The organism is Lentilactobacillus hilgardii DSM 20176 = ATCC 8290, assembly GCF_000159315.1.
Taxonomy (GTDB): Bacteria; Bacillota; Bacilli; order Lactobacillales; family Lactobacillaceae; genus Lentilactobacillus; species Lentilactobacillus hilgardii.
On the sequence record NZ_GG669992.1, the window covers coordinates 262,862 to 283,856 of the forward strand.

At 38.1% G+C, this 20,995-nt stretch carries 19 protein-coding genes, 1 tRNA gene, 1 pseudogene and 3 riboswitches; of the genes and pseudogenes, 17 read left to right on the forward strand and 4 right to left on the reverse strand.

Annotation, left to right across the window (positions count from 1 at the left end; all coding sequences use genetic code 11):
* Positions 1-1,068 precede the first annotated feature (1,068 nt).
* Positions 1,069-1,239 carry a hypothetical protein gene (locus tag HMPREF0519_RS13610; RefSeq protein WP_003633953.1) on the forward strand — a complete coding sequence of 57 codons (171 nt, stop codon included), beginning with the start codon at positions 1,069-1,071 and terminating at the stop codon, positions 1,237-1,239.
* A gap of 830 nt (positions 1,240-2,069) precedes the next feature.
* Here HMPREF0519_RS13610 and HMPREF0519_RS01250 read toward each other — a convergent pair.
* Together HMPREF0519_RS01250 and HMPREF0519_RS01255 are read right to left on the reverse strand one after the other, a co-directional pair.
* Positions 2,070-2,351, reverse strand: coding sequence for a BRCT domain-containing protein (locus HMPREF0519_RS01250; protein ID WP_003633956.1), 282 nt, complete (start codon positions 2,349-2,351; stop codon positions 2,070-2,072).
* A gap of 391 nt (positions 2,352-2,742) precedes the next feature.
* Positions 2,743-2,815: transfer RNA gene (locus HMPREF0519_RS01255), tRNA-Lys, on the reverse strand.
* Between the two features lie 225 nt (positions 2,816-3,040).
* Between HMPREF0519_RS01255 and yycF the strand changes: the two genes are divergently transcribed.
* The 11 genes from yycF to HMPREF0519_RS01310 all read left to right on the forward strand — a co-directional run bounded on the left by yycF (position 3,041) and on the right by HMPREF0519_RS01310 (position 15,513).
* The gene (gene yycF, locus HMPREF0519_RS01260; protein WP_003551019.1) at positions 3,041-3,757 is read left to right on the forward strand and encodes a response regulator YycF; all 717 of its coding nucleotides are present in this window, start codon (positions 3,041-3,043) and stop codon (positions 3,755-3,757) included.
* A gap of 40 nt (positions 3,758-3,797) precedes the next feature.
* Positions 3,798-5,651 carry a cell wall metabolism sensor histidine kinase WalK gene (walK, locus tag HMPREF0519_RS01265; protein WP_003633960.1) on the forward strand — a complete coding sequence of 618 codons (1,854 nt, stop codon included), beginning with the start codon at positions 3,798-3,800 and terminating at the stop codon, positions 5,649-5,651.
* Positions 5,641-6,942, forward strand: coding sequence for a YycH family regulatory protein (locus tag HMPREF0519_RS01270; protein WP_003633962.1), 1,302 nt, complete (start codon positions 5,641-5,643; stop codon positions 6,940-6,942). The genes walK and HMPREF0519_RS01270 overlap by 11 nt, the downstream gene beginning before the upstream one ends.
* Before the next feature lie 22 nt (positions 6,943-6,964).
* Positions 6,965-7,801, forward strand: coding sequence for a two-component system regulatory protein YycI (locus tag HMPREF0519_RS01275; RefSeq protein ID WP_035462140.1), 837 nt, complete (start codon positions 6,965-6,967; stop codon positions 7,799-7,801).
* A gap of 20 nt (positions 7,802-7,821) precedes the next feature.
* Positions 7,822-8,625: an MBL fold metallo-hydrolase gene (locus HMPREF0519_RS01280; protein WP_375711402.1), complete on the forward strand. Its 804-nt coding sequence runs from the start codon at positions 7,822-7,824 to the stop codon at positions 8,623-8,625.
* Positions 8,626-8,712: 87 nt separating this feature from the next.
* The gene (locus HMPREF0519_RS01285) at positions 8,713-9,978 is read left to right on the forward strand and encodes a S1C family serine protease (protein ID WP_003633964.1); all 1,266 of its coding nucleotides are present in this window, start codon (positions 8,713-8,715) and stop codon (positions 9,976-9,978) included.
* Positions 9,979-10,627: 649 nt separating this feature from the next.
* Positions 10,628-11,107, forward strand: a complete 480-nt coding sequence (gene rlmH, locus HMPREF0519_RS01290) for a 23S rRNA (pseudouridine(1915)-N(3))-methyltransferase RlmH (protein ID WP_035444182.1) — start codon at positions 10,628-10,630, stop codon at positions 11,105-11,107.
* 24 nt (positions 11,108-11,131) lie between these two features.
* On the forward strand, positions 11,132-11,713 hold the full coding sequence (locus HMPREF0519_RS01295; RefSeq protein WP_003556682.1) for a uracil-DNA glycosylase family protein: 582 nt from the start codon (positions 11,132-11,134) through the stop codon (positions 11,711-11,713).
* A 157-nt stretch (positions 11,714-11,870) separates the two neighbouring features.
* Positions 11,871-11,960: riboswitch (TPP riboswitch) on the forward strand.
* A gap of 106 nt (positions 11,961-12,066) precedes the next feature.
* Positions 12,067-12,654: an ECF transporter S component gene (locus HMPREF0519_RS01300; protein ID WP_003551035.1), complete on the forward strand. Its 588-nt coding sequence runs from the start codon at positions 12,067-12,069 to the stop codon at positions 12,652-12,654.
* An 8-nt stretch (positions 12,655-12,662) separates the two neighbouring features.
* Positions 12,663-12,753: riboswitch (TPP riboswitch) on the forward strand.
* 55 nt (positions 12,754-12,808) lie between these two features.
* Entirely contained in the window at positions 12,809-14,194 is a 1,386-nt protein-coding gene (gene allB, locus HMPREF0519_RS01305) for an allantoinase AllB (RefSeq protein ID WP_003633967.1), read from the forward strand.
* Positions 14,191-15,513, forward strand: coding sequence for an NCS1 family transporter (locus tag HMPREF0519_RS01310; protein WP_003633971.1), 1,323 nt, complete (start codon positions 14,191-14,193; stop codon positions 15,511-15,513). Before allB ends, HMPREF0519_RS01310 begins: the two co-directional genes overlap by 4 nt.
* An 82-nt stretch (positions 15,514-15,595) precedes the next feature.
* Here the strand turns inward: HMPREF0519_RS01310 and HMPREF0519_RS01315 are convergent, their stop codons facing one another.
* Complete coding sequence (locus HMPREF0519_RS01315) at positions 15,596-16,249, reverse strand: DUF6198 family protein (protein ID WP_003633973.1); 654 nt, start codon at positions 16,247-16,249, stop codon at positions 15,596-15,598.
* A 136-nt stretch (positions 16,250-16,385) separates the two neighbouring features.
* Positions 16,386-16,451: riboswitch (Fluoride riboswitch) on the forward strand.
* 41 nt (positions 16,452-16,492) lie between these two features.
* Here HMPREF0519_RS01315 and HMPREF0519_RS01320 point away from each other — a divergent pair.
* From HMPREF0519_RS01320 to HMPREF0519_RS01330, 3 genes are read left to right on the forward strand one after another with little or no spacing between them, the layout of a single operon-like run.
* Positions 16,493-16,894: a fluoride efflux transporter FluC gene (locus HMPREF0519_RS01320; RefSeq protein WP_003633975.1), complete on the forward strand. Its 402-nt coding sequence runs from the start codon at positions 16,493-16,495 to the stop codon at positions 16,892-16,894.
* The gene (gene crcB, locus HMPREF0519_RS01325; RefSeq protein ID WP_003633978.1) at positions 16,888-17,247 is read left to right on the forward strand and encodes a fluoride efflux transporter CrcB; all 360 of its coding nucleotides are present in this window, start codon (positions 16,888-16,890) and stop codon (positions 17,245-17,247) included. Before HMPREF0519_RS01320 ends, crcB begins: the two co-directional genes overlap by 7 nt.
* Positions 17,248-17,301: 54 nt before the next feature.
* Positions 17,302-18,165 (forward strand): YitT family protein, encoded by an 864-nt coding sequence (locus tag HMPREF0519_RS01330; RefSeq protein ID WP_003633980.1) that lies wholly within the window; start codon positions 17,302-17,304, stop codon positions 18,163-18,165.
* A gap of 159 nt (positions 18,166-18,324) precedes the next feature.
* Here the strand turns inward: HMPREF0519_RS01330 and HMPREF0519_RS01335 are convergent.
* Positions 18,325-19,061, reverse strand: a pseudogene (locus tag HMPREF0519_RS01335) (glucose 1-dehydrogenase).
* Positions 19,062-19,274: 213 nt separating this feature from the next.
* Between HMPREF0519_RS01335 and HMPREF0519_RS01340 the strand changes: the two are divergent.
* Positions 19,275-20,261 (forward strand): aldo/keto reductase, encoded by a 987-nt coding sequence (locus tag HMPREF0519_RS01340; protein WP_003633985.1) that lies wholly within the window; start codon positions 19,275-19,277, stop codon positions 20,259-20,261.
* Between the two features lie 109 nt (positions 20,262-20,370).
* On the forward strand, positions 20,371-20,995 hold a 625-nt coding region (locus HMPREF0519_RS01345), incomplete at its 3' end, for an NADPH-dependent F420 reductase (RefSeq protein ID WP_003556704.1).

Genomic DNA, 20,995 nt, shown 5'->3' on the forward strand with positions numbered 1-20,995 from the left:
CAACGTTATTCTAAATTACTTTTCGGTACTAACAGATTAATTTTTCACCAAGCTAATGACTTTCACTAGCTGATTTTTCAGCCACGAGATTAGCTAGACTATCCAAAATTGGACACACCCTTATTTAATCAAATTCCGAAAACCTGAAATACAATTCGTTTAATAATTAATCAACAGCTATGATATAATGAAGTTGTCAAATAATTAACATCAATCTAGGCAACCGGAAGCGGTGCAAAGAGGTCACTGGAAACAGTGATTTTTTTGTTGCCTGTAATGAAGCGCTGCATCCCTTTATGGTATAAAGCACCTCACAATTAGGGATGATTCATAGATTACAATTAATTATGAACGTGTCGAATATTATTAAATACATTTATGATCAACGGGTCTCTTTTCGTAGATTGCCCATCTGCTTGAACGAGGTGAACTATATTCACCTAGTAATTTATTGAAGGTTTGGTTTTACTGGAAAATAAGTAGAACTAAGACCATTAGATTACCGACTGTAGTTAATTAACGTTGAAATGTAGCACAACAGTTGGTTAATGCCTCCGCGAAGCCAGTTTAAATGCTTTGATAGTGTACTCACTAGTGTTTAGTTCATGGTGCTGGTTATTATTAGTGAGATTGTTACCAGTTACATAAGCATAGGTGTATCGATAGCGGTAATGTACATATTTGTACGAAATGAATAAAGCAAAAACTTTCAATTTAATTATCTTGGACATTTTAGACATTTTTGACAAAAACGCCAGCCAAGCGCTTCGTGATGCGAAAAACTAGGATTATTTAGAAATTATAAATGGTGGAAAATGGTGGAACTTTTGCGTTAACAAAGTTAGGTGTCGAAGCTATGCAACGTTTTAGACTAAGAATAACTCAGATTTCCTAGGCTTTTACTCGTTTGTTGATTAGCATATACGATAGCAAAAGCTTATTTAACAAGCGATTTCACCTTGCACCTAATTATGAGGGTGCACCCATTTTGTGTGCACCCTAAAATGAAAAAGGGTGCACTACGTTGCAAGGATAAATGACGCTACAAACTAGGTATTGCAAGAGTTTATGATGACATTAACCAAAGAAACGACTTTGAGAGAATTGTTGAGGTTTATTAGGGTCTTGGTGCAACGAATGTTGGCTAATGTTGACGTTGGAATGGGATTAGTAAAAGGTGGTCAGTGCCCGTACTCGTCCATTTTAAAAATTGAATATTTTCCCCAAGCTAAACGCTAGGGATGCTAGTCATTGCTGTGTTTGCGAAGATACGTTGTCGGGAGTGACACGCTTTTTTGCTTCAATTCTTGGACACCGATAGAGGGATGATACACTGAACAACATTATCTGTTTAGAACAAGAAATATCCCGACATTTCCGACGCCCTAAAGAAAAAAGATCCAATTTCTCGGCGCTTGCAATTCGGTAATGGTTTACTTGAAGAAGTGTAATAACATCCCTTTGAGTTTAAATAATTAGAAGTTAAGAAATGTTAAGGCTTTGGCTAGGTAAAAGCTCTATATAGAAGTGCTGAACCAAGTCGAAATATTCGACCTGCTTAGCGATCGGCTTTGGCTTGCGGACTATCAGATTGGTAATTTTACTAATGGGATGATTGCCGATATTTTTGTGTGCAATGTTAAGGATTACTTTTTTTATTGGTAAATGTGTATGAAATCCATTGATACATAAAGCATAGAGACGATTAAAAACTGACAGAAAATAATGGAAAATACTGGAATTTGTTTTAATGAAGTTAGGTACCAAAAAAGGCCACCATTGCCGGTGACCAGCTTTGAACTTCAGTATAACAATCACTAAGACTATATTCTTAGTGTTATTTGAAGGACAATTCCTTCATGCTTGTATTATAGCATGTCAAAACATGACATTTAATTAGGTTAAAAAAGGCTACAAATTAACTTGTTGAAGTTGGAACACCTTATCAATTAGTCCGATTTTAAAAGTAGCTTAATCCGTTGGCACACAAATGATTTCGGCTTTCACTCGTTTAATTATCGGACGCCGGTAGAGGGGTTAGGGATGCAACAAACTGAATGCCATGTTGTTCAATTATTAAGATTGTTTTTCCAGATAGAAAGCTTCCACTGACACCAATCAATAAAATCTTTTTCAGTAATGTGCTTGATATCAGGGATGTCTAGTTTGCGGGTGGTCAATGGTTCACCAATGGTCTTATGAATGGCACCAACCACCAAGTAATTAGTTTGTTGGGTAACCTGTGCTTTAGGAAGCGCACCAAAAGCACTAGCAACAGCAAATGCTTGCTTACGTGGCATACTCGCTAATTTACCTGTAAAGACAATTTCCATGTCCGTTAAATCAATCATTAAACATCCCTCAATTAAAATAAATTTAATAGACTAACTAAGCACGCAAAAGTTTACGTTGTTTTTTTATTTAGGCATACTAACCATAATCGGATCAAAGAAATAAGTTTATGTGAAAGGGTTGAAGTCATGATAATTTGGTTTACAGTGGTTTTACTTTTTCTCTTTTGGTTCATTGGGGTATTCATCCATAATAAAAATAACATCCCTGATCAAAGGGATGTAGACCAATTCATGGCTGGCGCATTAGATATATTAAAATATGCTTCGTGCTTACCAAAATGCTTACCATTGATTTCGTCTAAATCGAATTGAATCGAAGTGTTAAAAAGTAAAAAAACAGCAACCACGGCGTTTTAAGGCTGCATGGCTACTGTTTGAATTGCGTTAGTGGGCAGTCAGGGGCTCGAACCCTGGACCCACGGATTAAGAGTCCGTTGCTCTACCAACTGAGCTAACTGCCCATCACTAACCGACTTAAATATAATAACATGGTGAAAAAACTTTTGCAATAGCAATTTTAAAAATTTACTTACAAGGTAGCGGTAATATTGATTTAAAGGCAGAGTTGTTTGGTCTTTTGAACCAATCCAGCCCACTTCATACACTGTGTTATAATAACATCATGTTGGCGTGTGCAAATTTTGAAATAATAACAATATTAAAATCCATGTTAGGAGAAATTGTTAATGGCTAAAAAAATATTGGTAGTAGACGACGAAAAACCGATCGTCGACATAGAGAAGTTCAATTTAACCAAAGAGGGTTATGAAGTTTTTGTAGCCTATGATGGTGAGGAAGCTTTAAAACAAGTAAATGAAGTTGATCCAGATCTCATCATTCTGGATTTAATGTTACCGAAGATTGATGGTCTCGAGGTTGCTCGAGAAGTTCGTAAAACAAAAGATACCCCAATTATTATGGTAACTGCAAAGGATTCTGAACTCGATAAAGTTCTTGGACTTGAATTGGGAGCTGATGATTATGTTACCAAACCGTTCTCTAACCGTGAATTAGTAGCGAGAGTAAAGGCTAATTTACGTCGTCAGGGCACTTCAAGCGGAAACTCAAGTGAAGGTGACGAAAATAAAGATATTAAGATTGGCGATTTAGTTATTCATCCAGAGGCATACTCAGTTTCTAAACGCGGTGAAAATATTGAATTAACACATCGTGAATTTGAGCTTTTGCATTATTTAGCTCAACACATCGGTCAGGTTATGACGCGGGAACATCTTTTGCAAACTGTTTGGGGTTATGACTATTTTGGCGATGTTCGAACCGTTGATGTAACGGTCCGAAGACTTCGTGAAAAAGTTGAGGATAGTCCTAGTCACCCAACTTGGTTAGTGACACGACGTGGTGTAGGGTACTACCTTAGGAATCCTGAAAGTGATCAACAGTAAGTTTGAGAGAAGATAAGAATGTAAGGGGTATTAACTGGTTGTGAATAACCGAATCAAATTTTACCAATCAATTAAATTTAAAATAGCGCTGGTTTTCGCCCTCGTTTTGTTAGTAACTCTGGAAATTGTTGGTGCCGTATTTGTGAGGCAATTGGAACACCAAAACCTCTCAACCTTTACCAACCAGGTGCAGTTACAGTCTTACGTGAAGAACTCATTGATCACTGAACTTTCCCGTTCCAATAAGACGTTGGCTAATAGGCGGATCAAAACAATTTTAAATGATTCTGACAGTAGCAACGCTGCACAAATTCAGGTTATTGATAATAAAGGAACCATTCGTGGAACCAATCAAGTTAATAATCAAGCAGTAGTTGGTCAAAAAACGACTGATAACGATGTTAAGAATGCAATTTATAACAGTCATAAAATTGAAAAGAACACTTATGATTCATCGAGTAATACGAGATATTACACGTTGATCTCACCTTTGATAAAAAGTTCGGGAAATAGCAGTACGCTTGTGGGTGTCGTTTATACTAAAGCCAATTTGGACACAGTATACCGAAACATTAATAGCATTACTGTCATCTACTTGTTTGCGGCCTCAATTGCGATTATCTTGGGCCTTTTAATTTCAATCGTGATTTCTCGAGCAATTACGCGACCGATTGAAGAAATGAAAAAGCAAACGATTCGAATTGCACGTGGTGATTATTCAGGTCAGGTTCATGTTTACGGAAATGATGAATTGGGCCAACTTGCCAGTGCCGTCAATAATTTGTCCGTTAGGGTTGAAGAATCCCATGAATCAACAGAATCCGAGCGTCGCCGTTTGGACTCTGTTTTGGCTAATATGACAGATGGCGTTCTGGCAACGGATCGTTGGGGTAACGTCATTATTATTAATGAAACGGCTGCTAGTTTCCTTGATCTTGATGAAAATCAGGCAATGGGAAAATCAATTTTAGATGTTTTGGATATTCGTAAAGATTATAGTCTGCGGGATTTGCTTGAAAAGCCGGATGAACTGATTCTTGATTTTTCAAGTGATGATCACAGTCTCATTTTGCATGCCCATTTTTCATTAATTCAAAGAGAATCAGGATTTATCAGTGGATTAGTCTGTGTTCTGCGGGATATTACCGAACAACAGCGAATTGACCAAGACCGGAAACAATTTGTTTCCAATGTTTCCCATGAGCTGAGAACGCCGTTAACAAGTGTTCGATCATACATCGAAGCATTGCACGATGGTGCTTGGAAAGATCCTAAGTTGGCACCCAAGTTTCTAAAAGTCACCCAGGATGAAACTGATCGAATGATTCGAATGATCAATGATCTATTGACATTATCACGAATGGATTCAGGCACTCAAAAAATGGAAGTTGAACTTGTTAATATTAACGAGTTGTTCAATTACGTATTAAATCGATTCGATATGATTCTTAAAAAAGATGAACATCCTGAAAAAATGTACACCATTAAACGCTATTTTACCAAAAGAGATCTATGGGTCGATCTGGATACGGATAGATTCACGCAAGTTCTTGATAATCTAATGAATAATGCGATTAAATATTCTCCAGATGGCGGTGTGATTACCTGTCGGTTGTATGAGACACGTAATAAGGTCATTTTAAGCGTCAGTGATCAAGGCCTTGGAATTCCACGTAAAGATATTCCACATATTTTTGATCGTTTCTACAGGGTTGATAAAGCCCGTTCTCGCCAACAAGGCGGAAGTGGTCTTGGCTTAGCAATTTCTAAAGAAGTTGTTGAAGCGTTGCATGGTCAATTATGGGCGGAAAGTGTCGAAGGAAAGGGATCGACTTTCTATATTGCGTTGCCATATGAACCGCTAGAAGAGGAGGACTTATGGGATGAGGTTTAGTAAATACTTGATACCAATCGCACTAACCATTGCGGTGATCATTAGTCTGACGCTTTCAGTTGTCATTTGGACAAACCCTGCCAATTATAAAAATCGACAGAATTCATCACAAAATACGCAAAATGAAGAAATTACTAAGCCGAAGCGTTATGTTTACGCACCAACTCAGGCTATCCATACTGATAGTAATGGTAATCAAACCATTTTAGTTAATCGATTGGTTAATTCGGTATCTGAAATTCAAAAAACGATGCATGGTTATAAAAATGTTCATTTAAAAACACTGAGCACTAAGTCTCAGGATAAGTATTTTCAGATTGCTAATCGGCCCAACTCGATTATGTTAAATTACGTAAGTCCGGTTTCGATTAGAGTTATTAGTGATGTTACAAACAAATATTTTGAAAAATTGCCAAATCATCAAGTTTCACGAATTGTCTTGCCGACAAATGATTCAACGAGGATCTATCTACTGAATGATAAAAATTTTGCAGTTTATCAAATTAAAGTTAAAAAACATAGTTTGAAAAACTTAAACAAGGTTTTGAATATGAATATTCGACGAGTACCTGCCTCTCTTCAACTATTTAACGGACAGCCAATGATTTACGTTAAAAGTCAAATTCAGATGCAACCCTATAAGTACCTAATTGATCGTCAGTCTGAAGATTATTATGTAAGCCGACTATTAAATAATAGAGATTCACAAAGTAACGTCACCGTTAAACGCCGGAAAAACCTAGTCACCTATAGTGATCAGAATACGCTTCAATTGGCATTTAATTCGAGAACCAGAATGGGAACCTTTTCTGATTTTAGAAATAATAGTGATCAGCAAAGTGTGACTTCAGTACTTGATGATTCATACGAGCAATTAGTGGATTTGGGATTGCCATTGGACAGTGTTCGATTTTTCAATTATGATACAAATTCGCGAACCGTTTCGTATAGAACCTTTGTTGAAGGATTTCCCATTTTTAGAGCAAATGGGTTTGGGACAATTTCCACTCAGACTTTGAATGCCAACGCTAAACGGTTGCAGTTTTCATTGGATAACCCGGAAGTACCAATTCCAAGTAAACAGGGGTATAGCACATTACCAGCAACTGAGACTGCTATTCGGCGTTTAATTGCAAAGGGATATCATGCAAAAGATATTCGTGATTTACGAATTGGATATGGTTGGCAAAAAGATAAATCATCACAATTGCTGATTAATTTGATACCGGATTGGTACGTTAATTATAAAGGCACTTGGCGCAGTTATTCATCGTTGATTAACCGATATTGATAGTGAAAGGAGGGGGAGTCGTTTGAATTTTAGGCGAATAGAGATCATTTTCTTGGTAACGTTTATTGCAATTGATATTTTTTTGTTTGGAATGTTTGAGCAGAATATGAATATGCAAGCCGAAAACGTATCTCAGGGTGATTCTGATTCAAAAATTATCAAAGAAATGAAAGATGACCAGATTAAAGTGGGCAGCCTTTCTAAAAAGAAAAATTTTGCGTATTACCTTTCCGGTACGCAAAACGATACCTTACGTAACCAGATGGGTCAGCTGTTAAATCAGACTCCCCACTATGTTGGCTATGAACTGGATAGTGAATTTAAGGATCCTGTTAAAGTTAATAAGGATAATCCACAGCAATCTATTAATAAGTTATTGATGGACCCAACTTTCGTTGCTTTTGGCGATCAATATCAATATAGTAAAGACCTATCGACACCGCGAAGTATCGTTTATATTCAAAAGGCAATGGGTGGTTTAATGTATTCGACTGAAGCGCAAATCAGGTTTACGCTGAATGGTCGTTATCAAATCGTGAGTTACACACAGTCTTACTTGCAGGATATTAAAAGTTTACGTGAAAAATCGGAGACGATTTCGGAAACTCGTGCTTTAATATGGTTATACCAATACAATGAGATTCCAAATAACACAAAGGTATCCTGGGCAAAACTAGGTTATACTAAATTGTTATCCATTGACGATGATCGCGTTTTTATTCCGACTTGGATTATCGCAATCAAGCCCCAAAACTCACCACAGGTTCAGCTTAAAAAGATTAATGCCTTTACCGGTGGTATCATAAAAGAAACGAATGAAAACTTGAAAAACAGTCAAAGTATCTCTGGAGTTAATTAATGTTGGAAAGAAGAAGCACTATGGAAAATGATGATATGCAAATCAGTGTACTTGCCAGTGGAAGCACCGGCAACGTTACATATGTTGAGACTCCGCAGCATAAAATTCTTTTAGATGCGGGATTGAGTGGTAAAAAAATTGCAAACCTGATGTGTTCAATTGGGCGTGACATTAATGATGTCGATACACTTTTGGTAACTCATGAACACTCGGATCATCGACAAAGTGTCGGTGTTTTAGCACGAAAATATGATTTGAATGTGTATGCTAATCAAGGCACATGGGATGCTATGCGATCACGAATAGGTAAAATTCCAGAAGAAGAAATTAATATTTTTCCACCAGATACGGTTATGGATTTTGGTGATATTGATATTGAGAGTTTTTCAGTGTCGCATGATGCAGCTGAACCACAGTTTTATGTTTTTCATCATCGTAACAAGTCATTTGTTGTCTTAACCGATACCGGATACGTTTCAGATCGGATGGAGGGGGTTATCAAAGATGCAGATGGTTATCTTTTGGAGTGTAATCACGACATCGAGATGCTAGAGAATGGTGAATATTCATGGCCGTTAAAACAGCGGATTTTGGGTGATCAGGGTCATCTTTCAAATGAAGATGGTGCCAATACGATGCTGGATGTGATTGGTCATCGAACAAAGAAGATCTTTCTGGGACATCGAAGTCAGCATAATAATATGAAATCACTTTGTCATTTAACTGTTGCGTCAATTCTGGCTGATCATGATTATGGTGTAGGTAAAGATTTTAAATTGTATGATACGGAACCGGAAACGGCATCTTCTTTAATGATTATTTAGATTTCCTTTAGAATTTTATAACTTTGAGAACACACTTTTTTCAAGAAAAAAGTATATACTTTAAAGAAAACGAAGGGGGAACACTCATTGGCACAAAAAAATGGTTTTGGAAAAATTATTGTAACAGCTGTTATCGCCGGTGCTCTTGGCGGTGGAATAACTTATGGTGGTATGTCATACTTCAACAATAGTGATAGTGGCACTGGCACATCTTTGGTTTCGACCAATAAAAATGGCAATACCAAGATCAGTAATGTAAAGGTGAACCTCAATACACAAGCAGAGAAAGCTTTTAATGCAACTAAAAACACGGTTGTTTCCGTTATTAATCTTCAAAGAGAAAGCTCAAGCGATAATACGCTGGCCGGTATTCTTGGTGGCCTTGAGGATGGATCAGGAAGCAGTGGAAGTAGTAGTAAGAAGAGTGGTGAACTTGAGGCTTCTAGTGAAGGATCAGGTGTCATTTACAAAAAGAGTGGCAACACAGTTTACATTGTGACTAATAACCACGTTGTTTCCGGTGCAAACGCATTGGAGATTATTCTGAGTGATGGTTCAAAAGCGTCAGCTAAAGTGGTTGGTAAGGATGCTGTTACTGATTTAGCAGTTATTAAGATTACTTCGAACAAGGTCAAAGATGTCGCTCAATTTGGAGATTCTGATAACATTAAAGTTGCTGAACCTGTTCTTGCAATTGGCTCACCACTTGGTTCTCAATATGCAACTTCTGTTACTCAGGGTATTATTTCTGCTAAGAAGCGTGAAGTACCACAAACTTCAGAATCTGGTGCTCAAGTTGGCAATGCAACGGTTATTCAAACGGATGCGGCAATTAACCCCGGAAACTCAGGTGGTCCTTTAATTAATTTTGCGGGTCAGGTTGTTGGTATTAACTCTATGAAATTAGCACAGGATCAACAAGGAACCAGCGTCGAAGGAATGGGATTTGCCATTCCAAGTAATGAAGTTGTTACAATTATTAATCAATTAATCAAGAGCGGTCAAGTTGTTCGTCCAGCTTTGGGAATTGGCTACACTGATCTTTCCAATATTTCAGAAGAGCAACAACGCTCAGTTCTAAAATTACCAAAGAGTGTTACCCAAGGTGCGGTAGTCTTGAAAGTGAATAGTGGCTCGCCTGCTCAACGTGCCGGTATTAAGAAGTATGATGTTATCACCGAATTGGATGGCACTAAGATCACACAACAGAGCCAATTACGTGATGTCTTGTACAAGCATAAGATTGGTGATAAAATTTCTGTTACGTATTATCACAAAGGAAATAAGGAAACAGGATCCATTACTTTAAGCCAAAAGGCAACGAATAAAGTGTTAAGTGAAGCAAGTAAATAGGAACAATCTCTAGCTAACAACACCGATAGTTAAAGATGTTATCTATTGTATGAAAAGAGCGAGTAATCGTAAGGTTGCTCGCTCTTTTGTTAAATACTGGTTAGAAGGATACACAGATAAACTGAACGATGACTTAAAGTAAATTAGTGGGTTTAATGGGTTTCCGAACGGTAAGCGAGTTAAATAAGAAAAATAAGGATAGTTAACGGATAAATACGAACTTCATGAAGATTATTTTTTAAAAGATTCAGTACTGATAAAAACAAACCAATTTTGTACACATTTCTCCTGTGGATAAACCTGTGGACAATCCACAAGGTGAATTGAATTCACTGGTATATTACTGTTAATAAGTTATCCCCAGATTTTAAAAGTTATCCACATTTTCTGTGGATAACTTTTTTTAGAAATAAATTCTTGTTTGTTCGGTTTCCAAAATACTGATATAATAGGGTTTGCGAAGTGGATTTGCGAACGGGTGTTGTCCACAATTATGTGGACAACTAAAAGGGTACTTGACATATTTAAAAAAAATGCTGTGGTAGAAGAAAACGGTTTAAGTTATCAACCTGTGGATAACTATGTGGACAACTTGTTTATAAGCCTCTTTTTTTACACAGGCTAAAAATGGAATTAGGAGAAGATGAGATTGAATATTAAATTAGTCGTTGTAGGAAAATTAAAGGAGAAATATTTTAAGCAAGGGATTGCTGAATATGCAAAACGTTTATCCCGTTTTTGTAAGTTTCAAATTATAGAAGTTTCCGATGAAAAGGCACCTGAGTCGTTAAGCCAAGCCGAAATGAATGAAGTTATGAATAAAGAAGGTTCGCGAATTCTAGATAAAATAAAAGATCGTGAGTACGTCTATGCGCTTGCGATTTTAGGAAAAGAGCGATCTTCCGAACAGTTTGCAAAGGAAATTGCTGATCTGACGACCTATGGTCATTCCGATATTACGTTTGTGATCGGAGGCTCTTTAGGGTTATCCAAGCATGTTTTGGATCGCGCAAACACGCAAATTTCGTTTGGAAAGTTTACGTTACCTCATCAATTGATGAGATTGGTTTTGACTGAACAAATTTATCGAGCATTTATGATTAATGAGGGAAGTCCGTACCATAAATAAGCGTTATCGAAAGAAGGCTATAGAATGCAAACGGCAATCGATATTTTCAATGCTATCCAACGTGATCCGCAAAATAAGATTTATACTGACAAGGGTGTGTTTCCGCTTTATCATATTGAGTCAAACGCCAAGATCCTTATTATTAGTCAGGCACCAAGTCGGAAAGCACAGGAATCGATGGTCTTTTGGAATGATCCAAGCGGCGATCGGTTACGTGACTGGATGGGGATTGATAAGGATCGGTTTTATCATTCAGGTAAAATTGCCGTGATGCCTTTGGATTTTTACTATCCAGGTAAGGGAATACATGGTGATTTGCCACCCAGAAAAGGGTTTGCGGATAAATGGCATCAACCCTTATTATCTTTGATGCCACACGTCCAGTTAAAATTGTTAATTGGTCAGTATGCGCAAAAGTACTATCTTCAAAAAAATCGACAAAAAAATTTAACAGAAACCGTTCGCTGTTTTGAAGATTATTTACCGGAGTATTTTCCATTGGTGCATCCCTCACCTTTAAACTATGGGTGGATGAAACAGCATCCCTGGTTTATAAAAGAAGTCGTGCCGGAATTGCAAATTCGAGTTAAGAAATTGATGAATTAACCGGTTTATTATAGTGTTAAACAGGGATGCCATAATGTATAACTTGATTCTTTTGATTATTAAATTGCGATTACGCTGTTTAGCCGGTTTAACATGAACACTTAATAATCAACTTGCTTTTCTTCACCATTTAAGTAATAATTAAGATGTCAAAATCGAATATTGTCTGGGGTGCCTTTTTGGCTGAGAAATACCCATTGAACCTGATGCAGTTCGTACTGTCGGAGGAAGACAACAAGCAATTACCTATCTCGTGCACAGTTAACTATGTAGGTAAAAACTCCTCTCTCTGTAATTTCAGGGAAAGGAGTTTTTTTGTTGTTTCACAGATAATTCCCTTTTGAATACTTTAGATGTTGATCATCATATGGAAAGGAAGAAATATTGTGAAAAAGAAATTTCATTTGCAGGATGTTATTTTGATCGCATTAATTGCGATTGCGTTTGGTGCTATTTTTGTTGGAACGGACTGGATATATAATGCTTTATATCTGGTAATCGGGCCCTTTGCCAATGAAGCTTTATTTGGGCTTTGGATCATGGCTGGACCGTTGACGATGTATTTAGTACGGGTTCCCGGTTCCGCGATTATCGGTGAAACCTTGGGAGCTGCCGCTGAGGTTTTATTTGGAGGCACGTTTGGTGCTGCAGCGCTAATTTCCGGGATTGTTCAAGGCTTTGGCAGTGAGTTGGGCTTTACCTTTTTACGCTATCGCAATTGGGGATGGGCAAGTCTTCTGACATCTTCCATTACGACAACCGTTGTGGCTTTTGGCTACGAGCTGTTTAGGTTAGGCTATGTTAAATATTCGGTTCCGATGATTATTGCATTATTTACTGTTCGTTTGATCTCTGATATTGTTTTTGGTGCGGTTTTGGTCAAAATGATTTTCTCACTTGTTGAGCGATCATCAGTCCTGCATTTTAACGTTTCAAAGTAAAAGCTTAATAAAGATGTCTGGGGTGCTTTTATAGCTGAGATGATACCCATTGAACCTGATACAGTTTGAACTGTCGAAGGGAGACTAAGCCGGTTATTCTGAATAAGAAGCCGTTTGATCTTTTCTTCGACTGTTTTGAAGGAAGGATTTTTTTATGGAATATTCGTTAGTCATTACAAATGGTCATATTGTGACACCAACTAAAGTTGTAAACGCTGATTTAGCGATCAAGGGCGGAAAAATTGCCGCCATCGGAAGTGGTTTGGCCGATCAAGCGGATAAAGTAATCGATGCCAATGGCCAAATCGTGTTACCGGGGATGATTGATTCACACGTTCACATTAATGAACCCGGAAGAAGTGACTGGGAGAACTATCATACCGGTTCACAAGCATTAGCGGCCGGTGGGACGACCACAATGTTGGTTATGCCTTTGAATGCCTTACCAGCTCGGACCACAGGGCAAGAATTTAAACGACAAAAAGAAATTGCCGAGCATAAATCCTATGTCGATTTTGGATTATATGGCGGCCTGGTTCCGGGGAATCTGACTGAAATTCAGAAAATGGCAGACGAAGGTGCAATGGGTTTTAAAGCATTTATGGCAACGACTGGATCAGATCTTCCCGGAGATTTTAAAAACGTTGATGATTATCAGTTACTAAAAGGGATGCAGGCTATTGGTAAAACGGGATTGCCTATCCTAGTACACGCTGAAAATGCATCCATTACTGATGGTTTAACTGCTGAGAAGATTGCCGAGGGGAAAACAGACATTCAGGAATACGTCGATTCAAGACCACCATTTGTTGAAGTCGAAGCAGTTCGTCGAGCCATTTATCTTGCCAAACAGACTAATGTTCATTTGCACTTTGTCCATTTGTCTACACCTAAATCCGTTGATCAAGTGACCCAGGCTCGACAGAACGGGCAGAATGTGACGTGTGAAACTTGTCCACATTACCTGATATTGGATTGTAATCAATTTGAAAAAATTGGACCGTTGGCTAAATGTTCACCGACACTGAGAGATCCTGAAATTGTTAAAGGACTTTGGAAGAAAGTGTTTGCGGGCCAAGTTGATACAATTGGTTCCGATCATTCGCTGGCACCAATGTCGATGAAAGAAAGTCCAGATCATAATATTTTTGATATTTGGGGTGGTGTGAGCGGCTGTCAAAATAATGTCGATTTGCTTTATGATGAAGCAGTTAAGAAACGGGGATTGCCTGTTACAGATCTCGTGAAACTCACTGCCGAAACGCCAGCAACATTATTTGGAATTGCCAATAAGGGAAAGTTGCAGGTTGGCTATGATGCTGATATCACGCTTTTAGATCCTAATCAAAGCTATGTTTTGAAAACAAAAGATTTGTATTATGAAAACAAAATTAGTGCTTATACTGGTTTTAAAATTAACGATCGAGTCACAATGACCATCCTTCGGGGCCAGATTATTTACACTTTGAAACAAGGCTTTGTGGGGCAACCAACCGGCAGGTTTTTAACAAAACAACGTGCTGGAGTTGAGTCATTATGAACACATCAAAGTCGCTTTCAATTTCACCCGATTTAAAGCCTCGAACCCAATCTGATAGACATATTGGTCAACTTTCGTATATGGCAATGTGGCTGGGGGACGGGTTTAATATTGGTAACGTCACTTTAGGTTCATCGATTGTTGTAGCTGGTGTTGCAACGATGAATCTACTACAAACGATTCTTGCTACAGGAATGGCGATCGCAATTATCACCATTATTTTTGTACTGAACGATCATTTTGGATACTATACCGGTTCGCCATATGTGATACAGTTACGAATGACATTTGGCATTTTAGGATCAAAATTAGCCAGTTTATTAAGAGGGATTCCCGCAATTGTATGGTATGGGTTTCAGAGTTGGACCGGTGGGTTAGCATTAAATCAAATTTTTAAAATTACTAGTGGTTATGATAATCCTGCTACATTTTTTGTGGCGTTATTAGTTGTGCAGACTTTAATTTCCATACGAGGGTTTAAGTCAATCAAGGTTGTTGCAACCTGGATCTCTTTAGTCATGGCTGTTTTATTGATCGGAATGCTAATTTATTTAGTTACTCAGAGGACAGCAGCTTTTTCCAATCGGATGATTAACGTCAAAGGCACTTGGGGCCCAACTTTTTGGGGATTCGTAGTTGCATTTTTAGGAAATTATACGGCTGTGTTTGAGTCTGCGGCTGACTATTCACGAGAATTACAAGCGGGTTTGTCAAACAAGCGCCGGGCAGCACTTTATTTTCTGCCAATTTTTATTGCTTATGGCATTACAGTTTTAACCGGAGCATTATTGGCTGTTGTAACCGGTATTTCAAGCCCGGTTCATGCAATGGCGCATCTATTTAACAATAATCTGGTTACCGTTGTGGTGTCTGCATTCATTGTTTTAGGAACAATTACGATAAATTTGGTTGCAAATATTATTCCGCCGACTTATGTATTAAATTCATGGTTTAATTTGTCGGAGCGTAAATCGTTAATTATTGTGGCACTATTAGCTAGTTTGAGTTTCCCTTGGTTATTGGTTCAAGATAGCTCCTCTACAGGATTGACTATTTTTATTAAAACGTATTCTGCGTTTCTGGGTCCAATGACGGCAATTATTTTGAACGAGTATTATGTCAAACGACGTAAAAGGGTTGATGTGGCTGATTTATATAATAATCAAAAGGTAAAGGCCTCAATCCAGCCTATTATCGCACTGTTTGTTGGAGCAGCTCTGGCATTGATGGGAGTGAATCTTAGTTGGCCGATTGGGTTCATGATGTCATGGTTACTATTATGGCTATTAGGATATGATAAGACACGAACACAGGTGTGAGACTTCGAAAAAGGTTGGACAAAAATTATTTTTGCCCAACCTTTTATAGATGATGTGATGTATTGTTTATCTGGGATATAAGTTAAGAGCCATTTTTAGATGGTGTTTGGTTCAGCGTTTTAAAATTATGCTTAAGACCCGGCCAAATATATTTATCTGCAGTTTGAATGATTAAGCCGTTAAAAAGTATTGAAAAAATTGTGCCAATATTAACTGCGTACAAATTCTTTGTGACAGCAAATGAAATAATTATTGCGGCAATAGGAGGCACAAAGTCGAGCAATTGAGCTGCAACCGCACTTTTACGTAAATAAAAGAATCTCAAGATGTTAGTGGTATCGTCATTTGGATGCATAAGAATGTTTGCTCGTTGATACAGTGAAATAGCTGTGCAGAAGAATACAATTCCCAGACATGATAAAACGGCCCGAATCACAATTGGCAGAGTCCCGATTCCAAGTGAATTAAGTAGGTTAACAAAGAGGCTTACAAAATAACTAAAAAAACAAACATAAGCGATTTCACCAATAAATCGTGGCCAATCCCAGTATTTGATTAGAATCTGGTTTGTGACTGTATTAAGAAATCCAATAATGAATAGCAGGACCCCGACATTTACGTTGAACCAATGGCTGTAGTTAACCGCAGAAGCAGTCCAGACCGCACTTCCCATGTTTGCTGAAATAGTTAGTGCGTTTCCGAAAGCGTTTAATATAAGACCTGATATGAGACCCATCCAGCGTTGCTTGAGTGAATTTTTGATAGTAATGCCCCCTTAACACCATTAGTGTATCATAGTTATTTATATTGAATCATGAAAATAATTGAAAATCAGAATTGTGCTCTTTCATCATTTTTGATATACTTTCTTTAATTAATATGGCGATGACGTTCGCCTATACTCGTTTAATAAAAGAGTTGATGACGTCTACCTTTATTTGGAAAGGTAGGCGTTTTTTCGTCGAGAGGAGGAAAGATCATGAAAGTGGATTGGTATAGAATAGGGCAATTTTCTTCGGTTTTTATTGGTGGCATGATTGGAGGGGTTGCCAGATATGAGGTTGGTAACTGGTTAAGCGCGAATACATTTGCAGGGACAACTTTTGTGAATGTTGTCGGGTGTTTCTTTTTGACAGTCACCATTTATGGGTTGGACTTAGTGATTGATCTTCCAGAATGGATAATCTTAGGATTTGGAACGGGGGTTATAGGAGCGTTTACGACCTTTTCAACTTTTGCACTGTTGTTTGCTCAAAATATTCAGCAACAACCTATTGAAACATTATGGTTTTTAGCGATTAATTTGATTGGTGGTTTTATAACAGCCATTCTCGGTTATTTGACAGCACGGCTAATGGATCGAGGTAAAAAGATATGGTAATTGTATGGGTGGCACTGGGTGCTGGAATTGGTGCAATAGTACGATACTTGATTACAATAATTGGTAAACACTATTGGCCAAAATTACCTCTTGCGACATTGATCATTAATGTAGTCGGGGCTGTGATTGCCGGCTTCTTGGGTGGTATTCAAATTTCGGGAACCGGTTCATTATTCTTGTTAACGGGGATCTGTGGTGGTTTCACAACTTTCTCGACGTTTACAACCGATACATTTGTTTTATTACGAAATAGGCGCTGGCTGACTGTGTGCGCGTATTACTTTGGGACGATTGGACTTGGCTTTTTAGCCGTTTACTTGGGATTGTGGTTGGGCCAGCTTATGGTCTCTTAGGGCTTTCACTTAAAGTGCGTTAAAATAAATAAGTTACGTTTGTAGGTCGTATATTTGAAAGGAACGATTTTAATTACATCTAAACAATTAGTGATTTTAAAAAATGGCAGCTTGATTATACTTGGCGCTTTTATATACGCAATTGCAATTAATGATTTTCTGATCCCGCATCAAATTGGTGAGGGCGGTGTGACAGGATTAACGACGATTGGTTACTATGCATTACATATACCACCATTTTTGACTAATTTGTTTTTAAACGGTTTCCTGCTTGTAATCGGGTTTCGATTTCTGGATCAAAAAACGGTCTGGTATTCACTGTGGGCTGTATTATGGATTTCGATCTTTTTGAAATTACCAAGATTATTGCAATATCATACATCACAAACAATTATTCCGGCAGTCGCTGGCGGTGTCTTAATGGGGGTTGCCATGGGGATTATTTTTCGCGGCGAAGGCACAATTGCCGGCAGTACTATTTTGGCAAAAATTATGAATCGTTATTTTGGTATGATGACCGGGACTGCAATGCTACTGTTTGATTTAATTGTCGCAATTCCCTCCGGCTTCGTTATTGGATTACAAAATATGATCTTAACGGTCATTGAACTATATGTAAGCGCAGTTGTCCTAAATAACCTTCTATCCCGATTCGGGGCTAAAAAATCGGTCACGATTATAACGAATCAAACTGACAGAGTAACAGCTATCCTGTCGGAAAGGCTCAAACAGGGTATTACCCTTGTTGATGCGAAGGGATATTATCATCAAGAAAAACGGTCAATGATTTATATCATTTGTACAAAATCCCAATTAGCTGAAATCGTACCTTTGATCTCTGAAATTGATCCAAAAGCTTTTGTTGTAGTTGAGGATGTTCATAGTGTGAACGGCAAATTATTGGATAAAATCTTGTAGATTGGGCATTATAAATGTTTCACGTGTAACATTTAAGCTAATGACGATAAAATTAATGTAGACCATTGTAAAATAAAACGCGTGATAGGAAGTATATCCATGACTTCTTACCACACGTTTTTTATTAATTTTTAAAGCTTGCTTTTGTTTCCCCTAATTTTATTGAGCTGTATAACCGCCATCTACAACGAACTCGCTTCCGGTTGAAAATGATGATTCATCGGATGCTAAATAGAGTGCCATATTAGTGATTTCTTCCGGTTATCCTAGTCTGCCAACCGGATGAAGTGCTTCCAGAGAATGTCTCATTTCTGGGTACTTATCAACCATTGGTGTGTGGACATAACCTGGGTGAATTGAATTGATACGAATCTTATAGCCTTTTTCCGCACAATACAAAGCGGCAGATTTAGTCAGCATCCGAACGCCACCCTTTGCGGCATTATAGGCATAAAGATTTGGAATCCCAATTAAACCTGCGATTGAAGAAATATTGACGATTGAACCACCATTTTTTTCATTGCTGGAATTGCTTGCTTAACGCCCCACATAACGCCGTCTAAATCGACCGATAGGATTTTATGCCACATATCCCCGTCTATTTTTTCGGCATTATTAAATTCAAGAATCCCCGCATTATTCACAAGGATGTCGACTTTACCAAAACGTTTTTCAGCTTCCGCAAATACTTTTTTCCATTCTTCTTCTTTTGAAACATCGTGACGAATAAAGATAGCATTATCCCCGAGTTTGGAAATGTTTTCTCTCCCCGTTTCTTCATCAACGTCGGTTCCAATCACTCTGGCACCTTCATTAACAAATCGTTGGGCACAGGATAAACCGATTCCTTTTGCAGCTCCAGTAATAATAGCAACTTTGTTGTCCAGACGACCCATAAGTCATTTCCCCTTTCATAAGTTCAAAGTGAAGAAGCAATTATCTATACTTTAAGTATAACGCTATGTGAAAAAAATAACAGCATAAATCAGTTATTTTTGTTTGCGCTTACAAGTGTTGAAAAACATTGGTTTAATTCGTGAATGAAAGGTCTTTATTTGATATAATGTTAGTAGTATTTGTTCTGAAATTCACAATCAGTATGGAGGTAAATGATGACTCAAAAACTGACTAAAATTGGTAAAACTGATATTTTATCTACGCCGCTTGGATTGGGAACTAATGCCGTGGGTGGCTACAACCTTTTTCCGGATTTAAAGGATGAAACCGGGGTGGAAATTGTCAGAGCAGGATTGGAAAACGGTATTACGTTACTGGACACAGCTTATGTATATGGATTAGGACATTCCGAAGAATTGGTTGGACAGGCGATGAAAGATTTTGATCGTAGTCATATTATTTTGGCAACCAAGGGTGCCCATGATTTTTCGACAGGTGAAGAAGTCATTAAGAATGATCCGAAGTTTTTGACTGAACAGGTTGAAGCCAGTCTTAAACGGTTGAAAACGGATTATCTTGATATTTATTATATTCATTTTCCGGATAAGACAACACCTAAAGCTGAAGCAGTGGGTGCGCTTCAAAGGCTTCGTGAGCAAGGGAAAATCAAAGCAATCGGGTTATCAAATTTCAGTTTGGATCAAATTAAGGAAGCTAATGCGGATGGGTACGTTGATGTTGTTGAAGATGAATTTAGTTTACTCCATCAGGATAATGCTCAAACAATGATGCCTTATCTAAAGGCAAACCAAATCAGCTTTGTGCCATATTTTCCACTTGCATCGGGACTACTCACCGGCAAATATGACCAAGCAGTTTCGTTTGCAGGTGATGATATTAGAAGCCAAATTGCAGATTTTAAGAAACCGCGTTTTGATGAGGCGTTAAAAGCGATTGATAGAATTCGACCAGTTGCACAAGCATATGACGCAACGGTCACACAAATTGTGTTGGCATGGTATATGCAGAATCCACTTATTAGTGTTGTTATTCCGGGAGCCAAACGCCCCACACAAGTTATCAACAATGCAAAGGCAATGGCGATTGATCTTACAAAAGATGATTATCAAAAAATCGATGATGCTTTTTCTTGGTTCAAAGATGAAGACAGCGGTAAATCCTTGGCAGATCCTGACTAACTGTTTAATAACCTCTTTTGACTGATCCTTCATGTTACTTGAAATAACCTGGACAATCAAGTTATGCTGTTGGTAACTTAAGATTAGTCGAGAGGAAGGGTTGGACGAAATGAAAATTGGATTTATTGGATCGGGGAATATTGGCCGTAATCTTGCTAGGTTAGCCGTTAAAAATGGTTATGATGTTATCATGAGCAATTCTCGGGATCCAGAGACACTTAATGATTTGGTTTCAGAGCTTGGTCCCCACGCAAAGGCTGCTTGGGCAAAAGATGCTGCAGAGCAGGGAGACCTTGTTGTCGTCACAATTCCGTTGAAAAATTATCGTCAGGTACCCGTTGGGCCACTAAAAGGCAAAACGGTTATTGATACAATGAACTATTATCCTTCCAGAGACGGGCATATTTCAGAGCTCGATAGTGGCAGTACAACCACAAGTGAACTTTTACAGGCTCATTTGCCCGAATCAAAAGTTGTCAAAGCGTTTAATTCGATCATTGCCGGTGAATTGATTTCAACGTCGTTGCCGAAGAGTAACCCAAATAGGCGGGCGTTACCAATTGCTGGCAATGATTCAAAGGCAAAAGAAACGGTAGCATCATTAATCAATCAGTTTGGATTTGATGTTTACGATGCCGGGTCATTGCACGAAGGCTTTCGTTTTCAAAACGGGACACCTGCTTATGTTATCAGGGCAAATAAGAATCAGCTGATTGCAGCTTTAGAGAAAGCAT

Bases quoted from the DNA above. Each gene is read 5' to 3' on its own strand.
- HMPREF0519_RS01315 (WP_003633973.1), bottom strand. From the start codon at position 16,249: ATGGGTCTCATATCAGGTCTTATATTAAACGCTTTCGGAAACGCACTA.
- allB (WP_003633967.1), top strand. From the start codon at position 12,809: ATGGAATATTCGTTAGTCATTACAAATGGTCATATTGTGACACCAACT.
- HMPREF0519_RS01340 (WP_003633985.1), top strand. From the start codon at position 19,275: ATGATGACTCAAAAACTGACTAAAATTGGTAAAACTGATATTTTATCT.
- yycF (WP_003551019.1), top strand. From the start codon at position 3,041: ATGGCTAAAAAAATATTGGTAGTAGACGACGAAAAACCGATCGTCGAC.
- HMPREF0519_RS13610 (WP_003633953.1), top strand. From the start codon at position 1,069: ATGATGACATTAACCAAAGAAACGACTTTGAGAGAATTGTTGAGGTTT.
- HMPREF0519_RS01250 (WP_003633956.1), bottom strand. From the start codon at position 2,351: ATGATTGATTTAACGGACATGGAAATTGTCTTTACAGGTAAATTAGCG.
- HMPREF0519_RS01310 (WP_003633971.1), top strand. From the start codon at position 14,191: ATGAACACATCAAAGTCGCTTTCAATTTCACCCGATTTAAAGCCTCGA.
- HMPREF0519_RS01320 (WP_003633975.1), top strand. From the start codon at position 16,493: ATGAAAGTGGATTGGTATAGAATAGGGCAATTTTCTTCGGTTTTTATT.
- HMPREF0519_RS01280 (WP_375711402.1), top strand. From the start codon at position 7,822: ATGGAAAATGATGATATGCAAATCAGTGTACTTGCCAGTGGAAGCACC.
- crcB (WP_003633978.1), top strand. From the start codon at position 16,888: ATGGTAATTGTATGGGTGGCACTGGGTGCTGGAATTGGTGCAATAGTA.
- HMPREF0519_RS01295 (WP_003556682.1), top strand. From the start codon at position 11,132: ATGCAAACGGCAATCGATATTTTCAATGCTATCCAACGTGATCCGCAA.
- HMPREF0519_RS01270 (WP_003633962.1), top strand. From the start codon at position 5,641: ATGAGGTTTAGTAAATACTTGATACCAATCGCACTAACCATTGCGGTG.
- HMPREF0519_RS01300 (WP_003551035.1), top strand. From the start codon at position 12,067: ATGTTGATCATCATATGGAAAGGAAGAAATATTGTGAAAAAGAAATTT.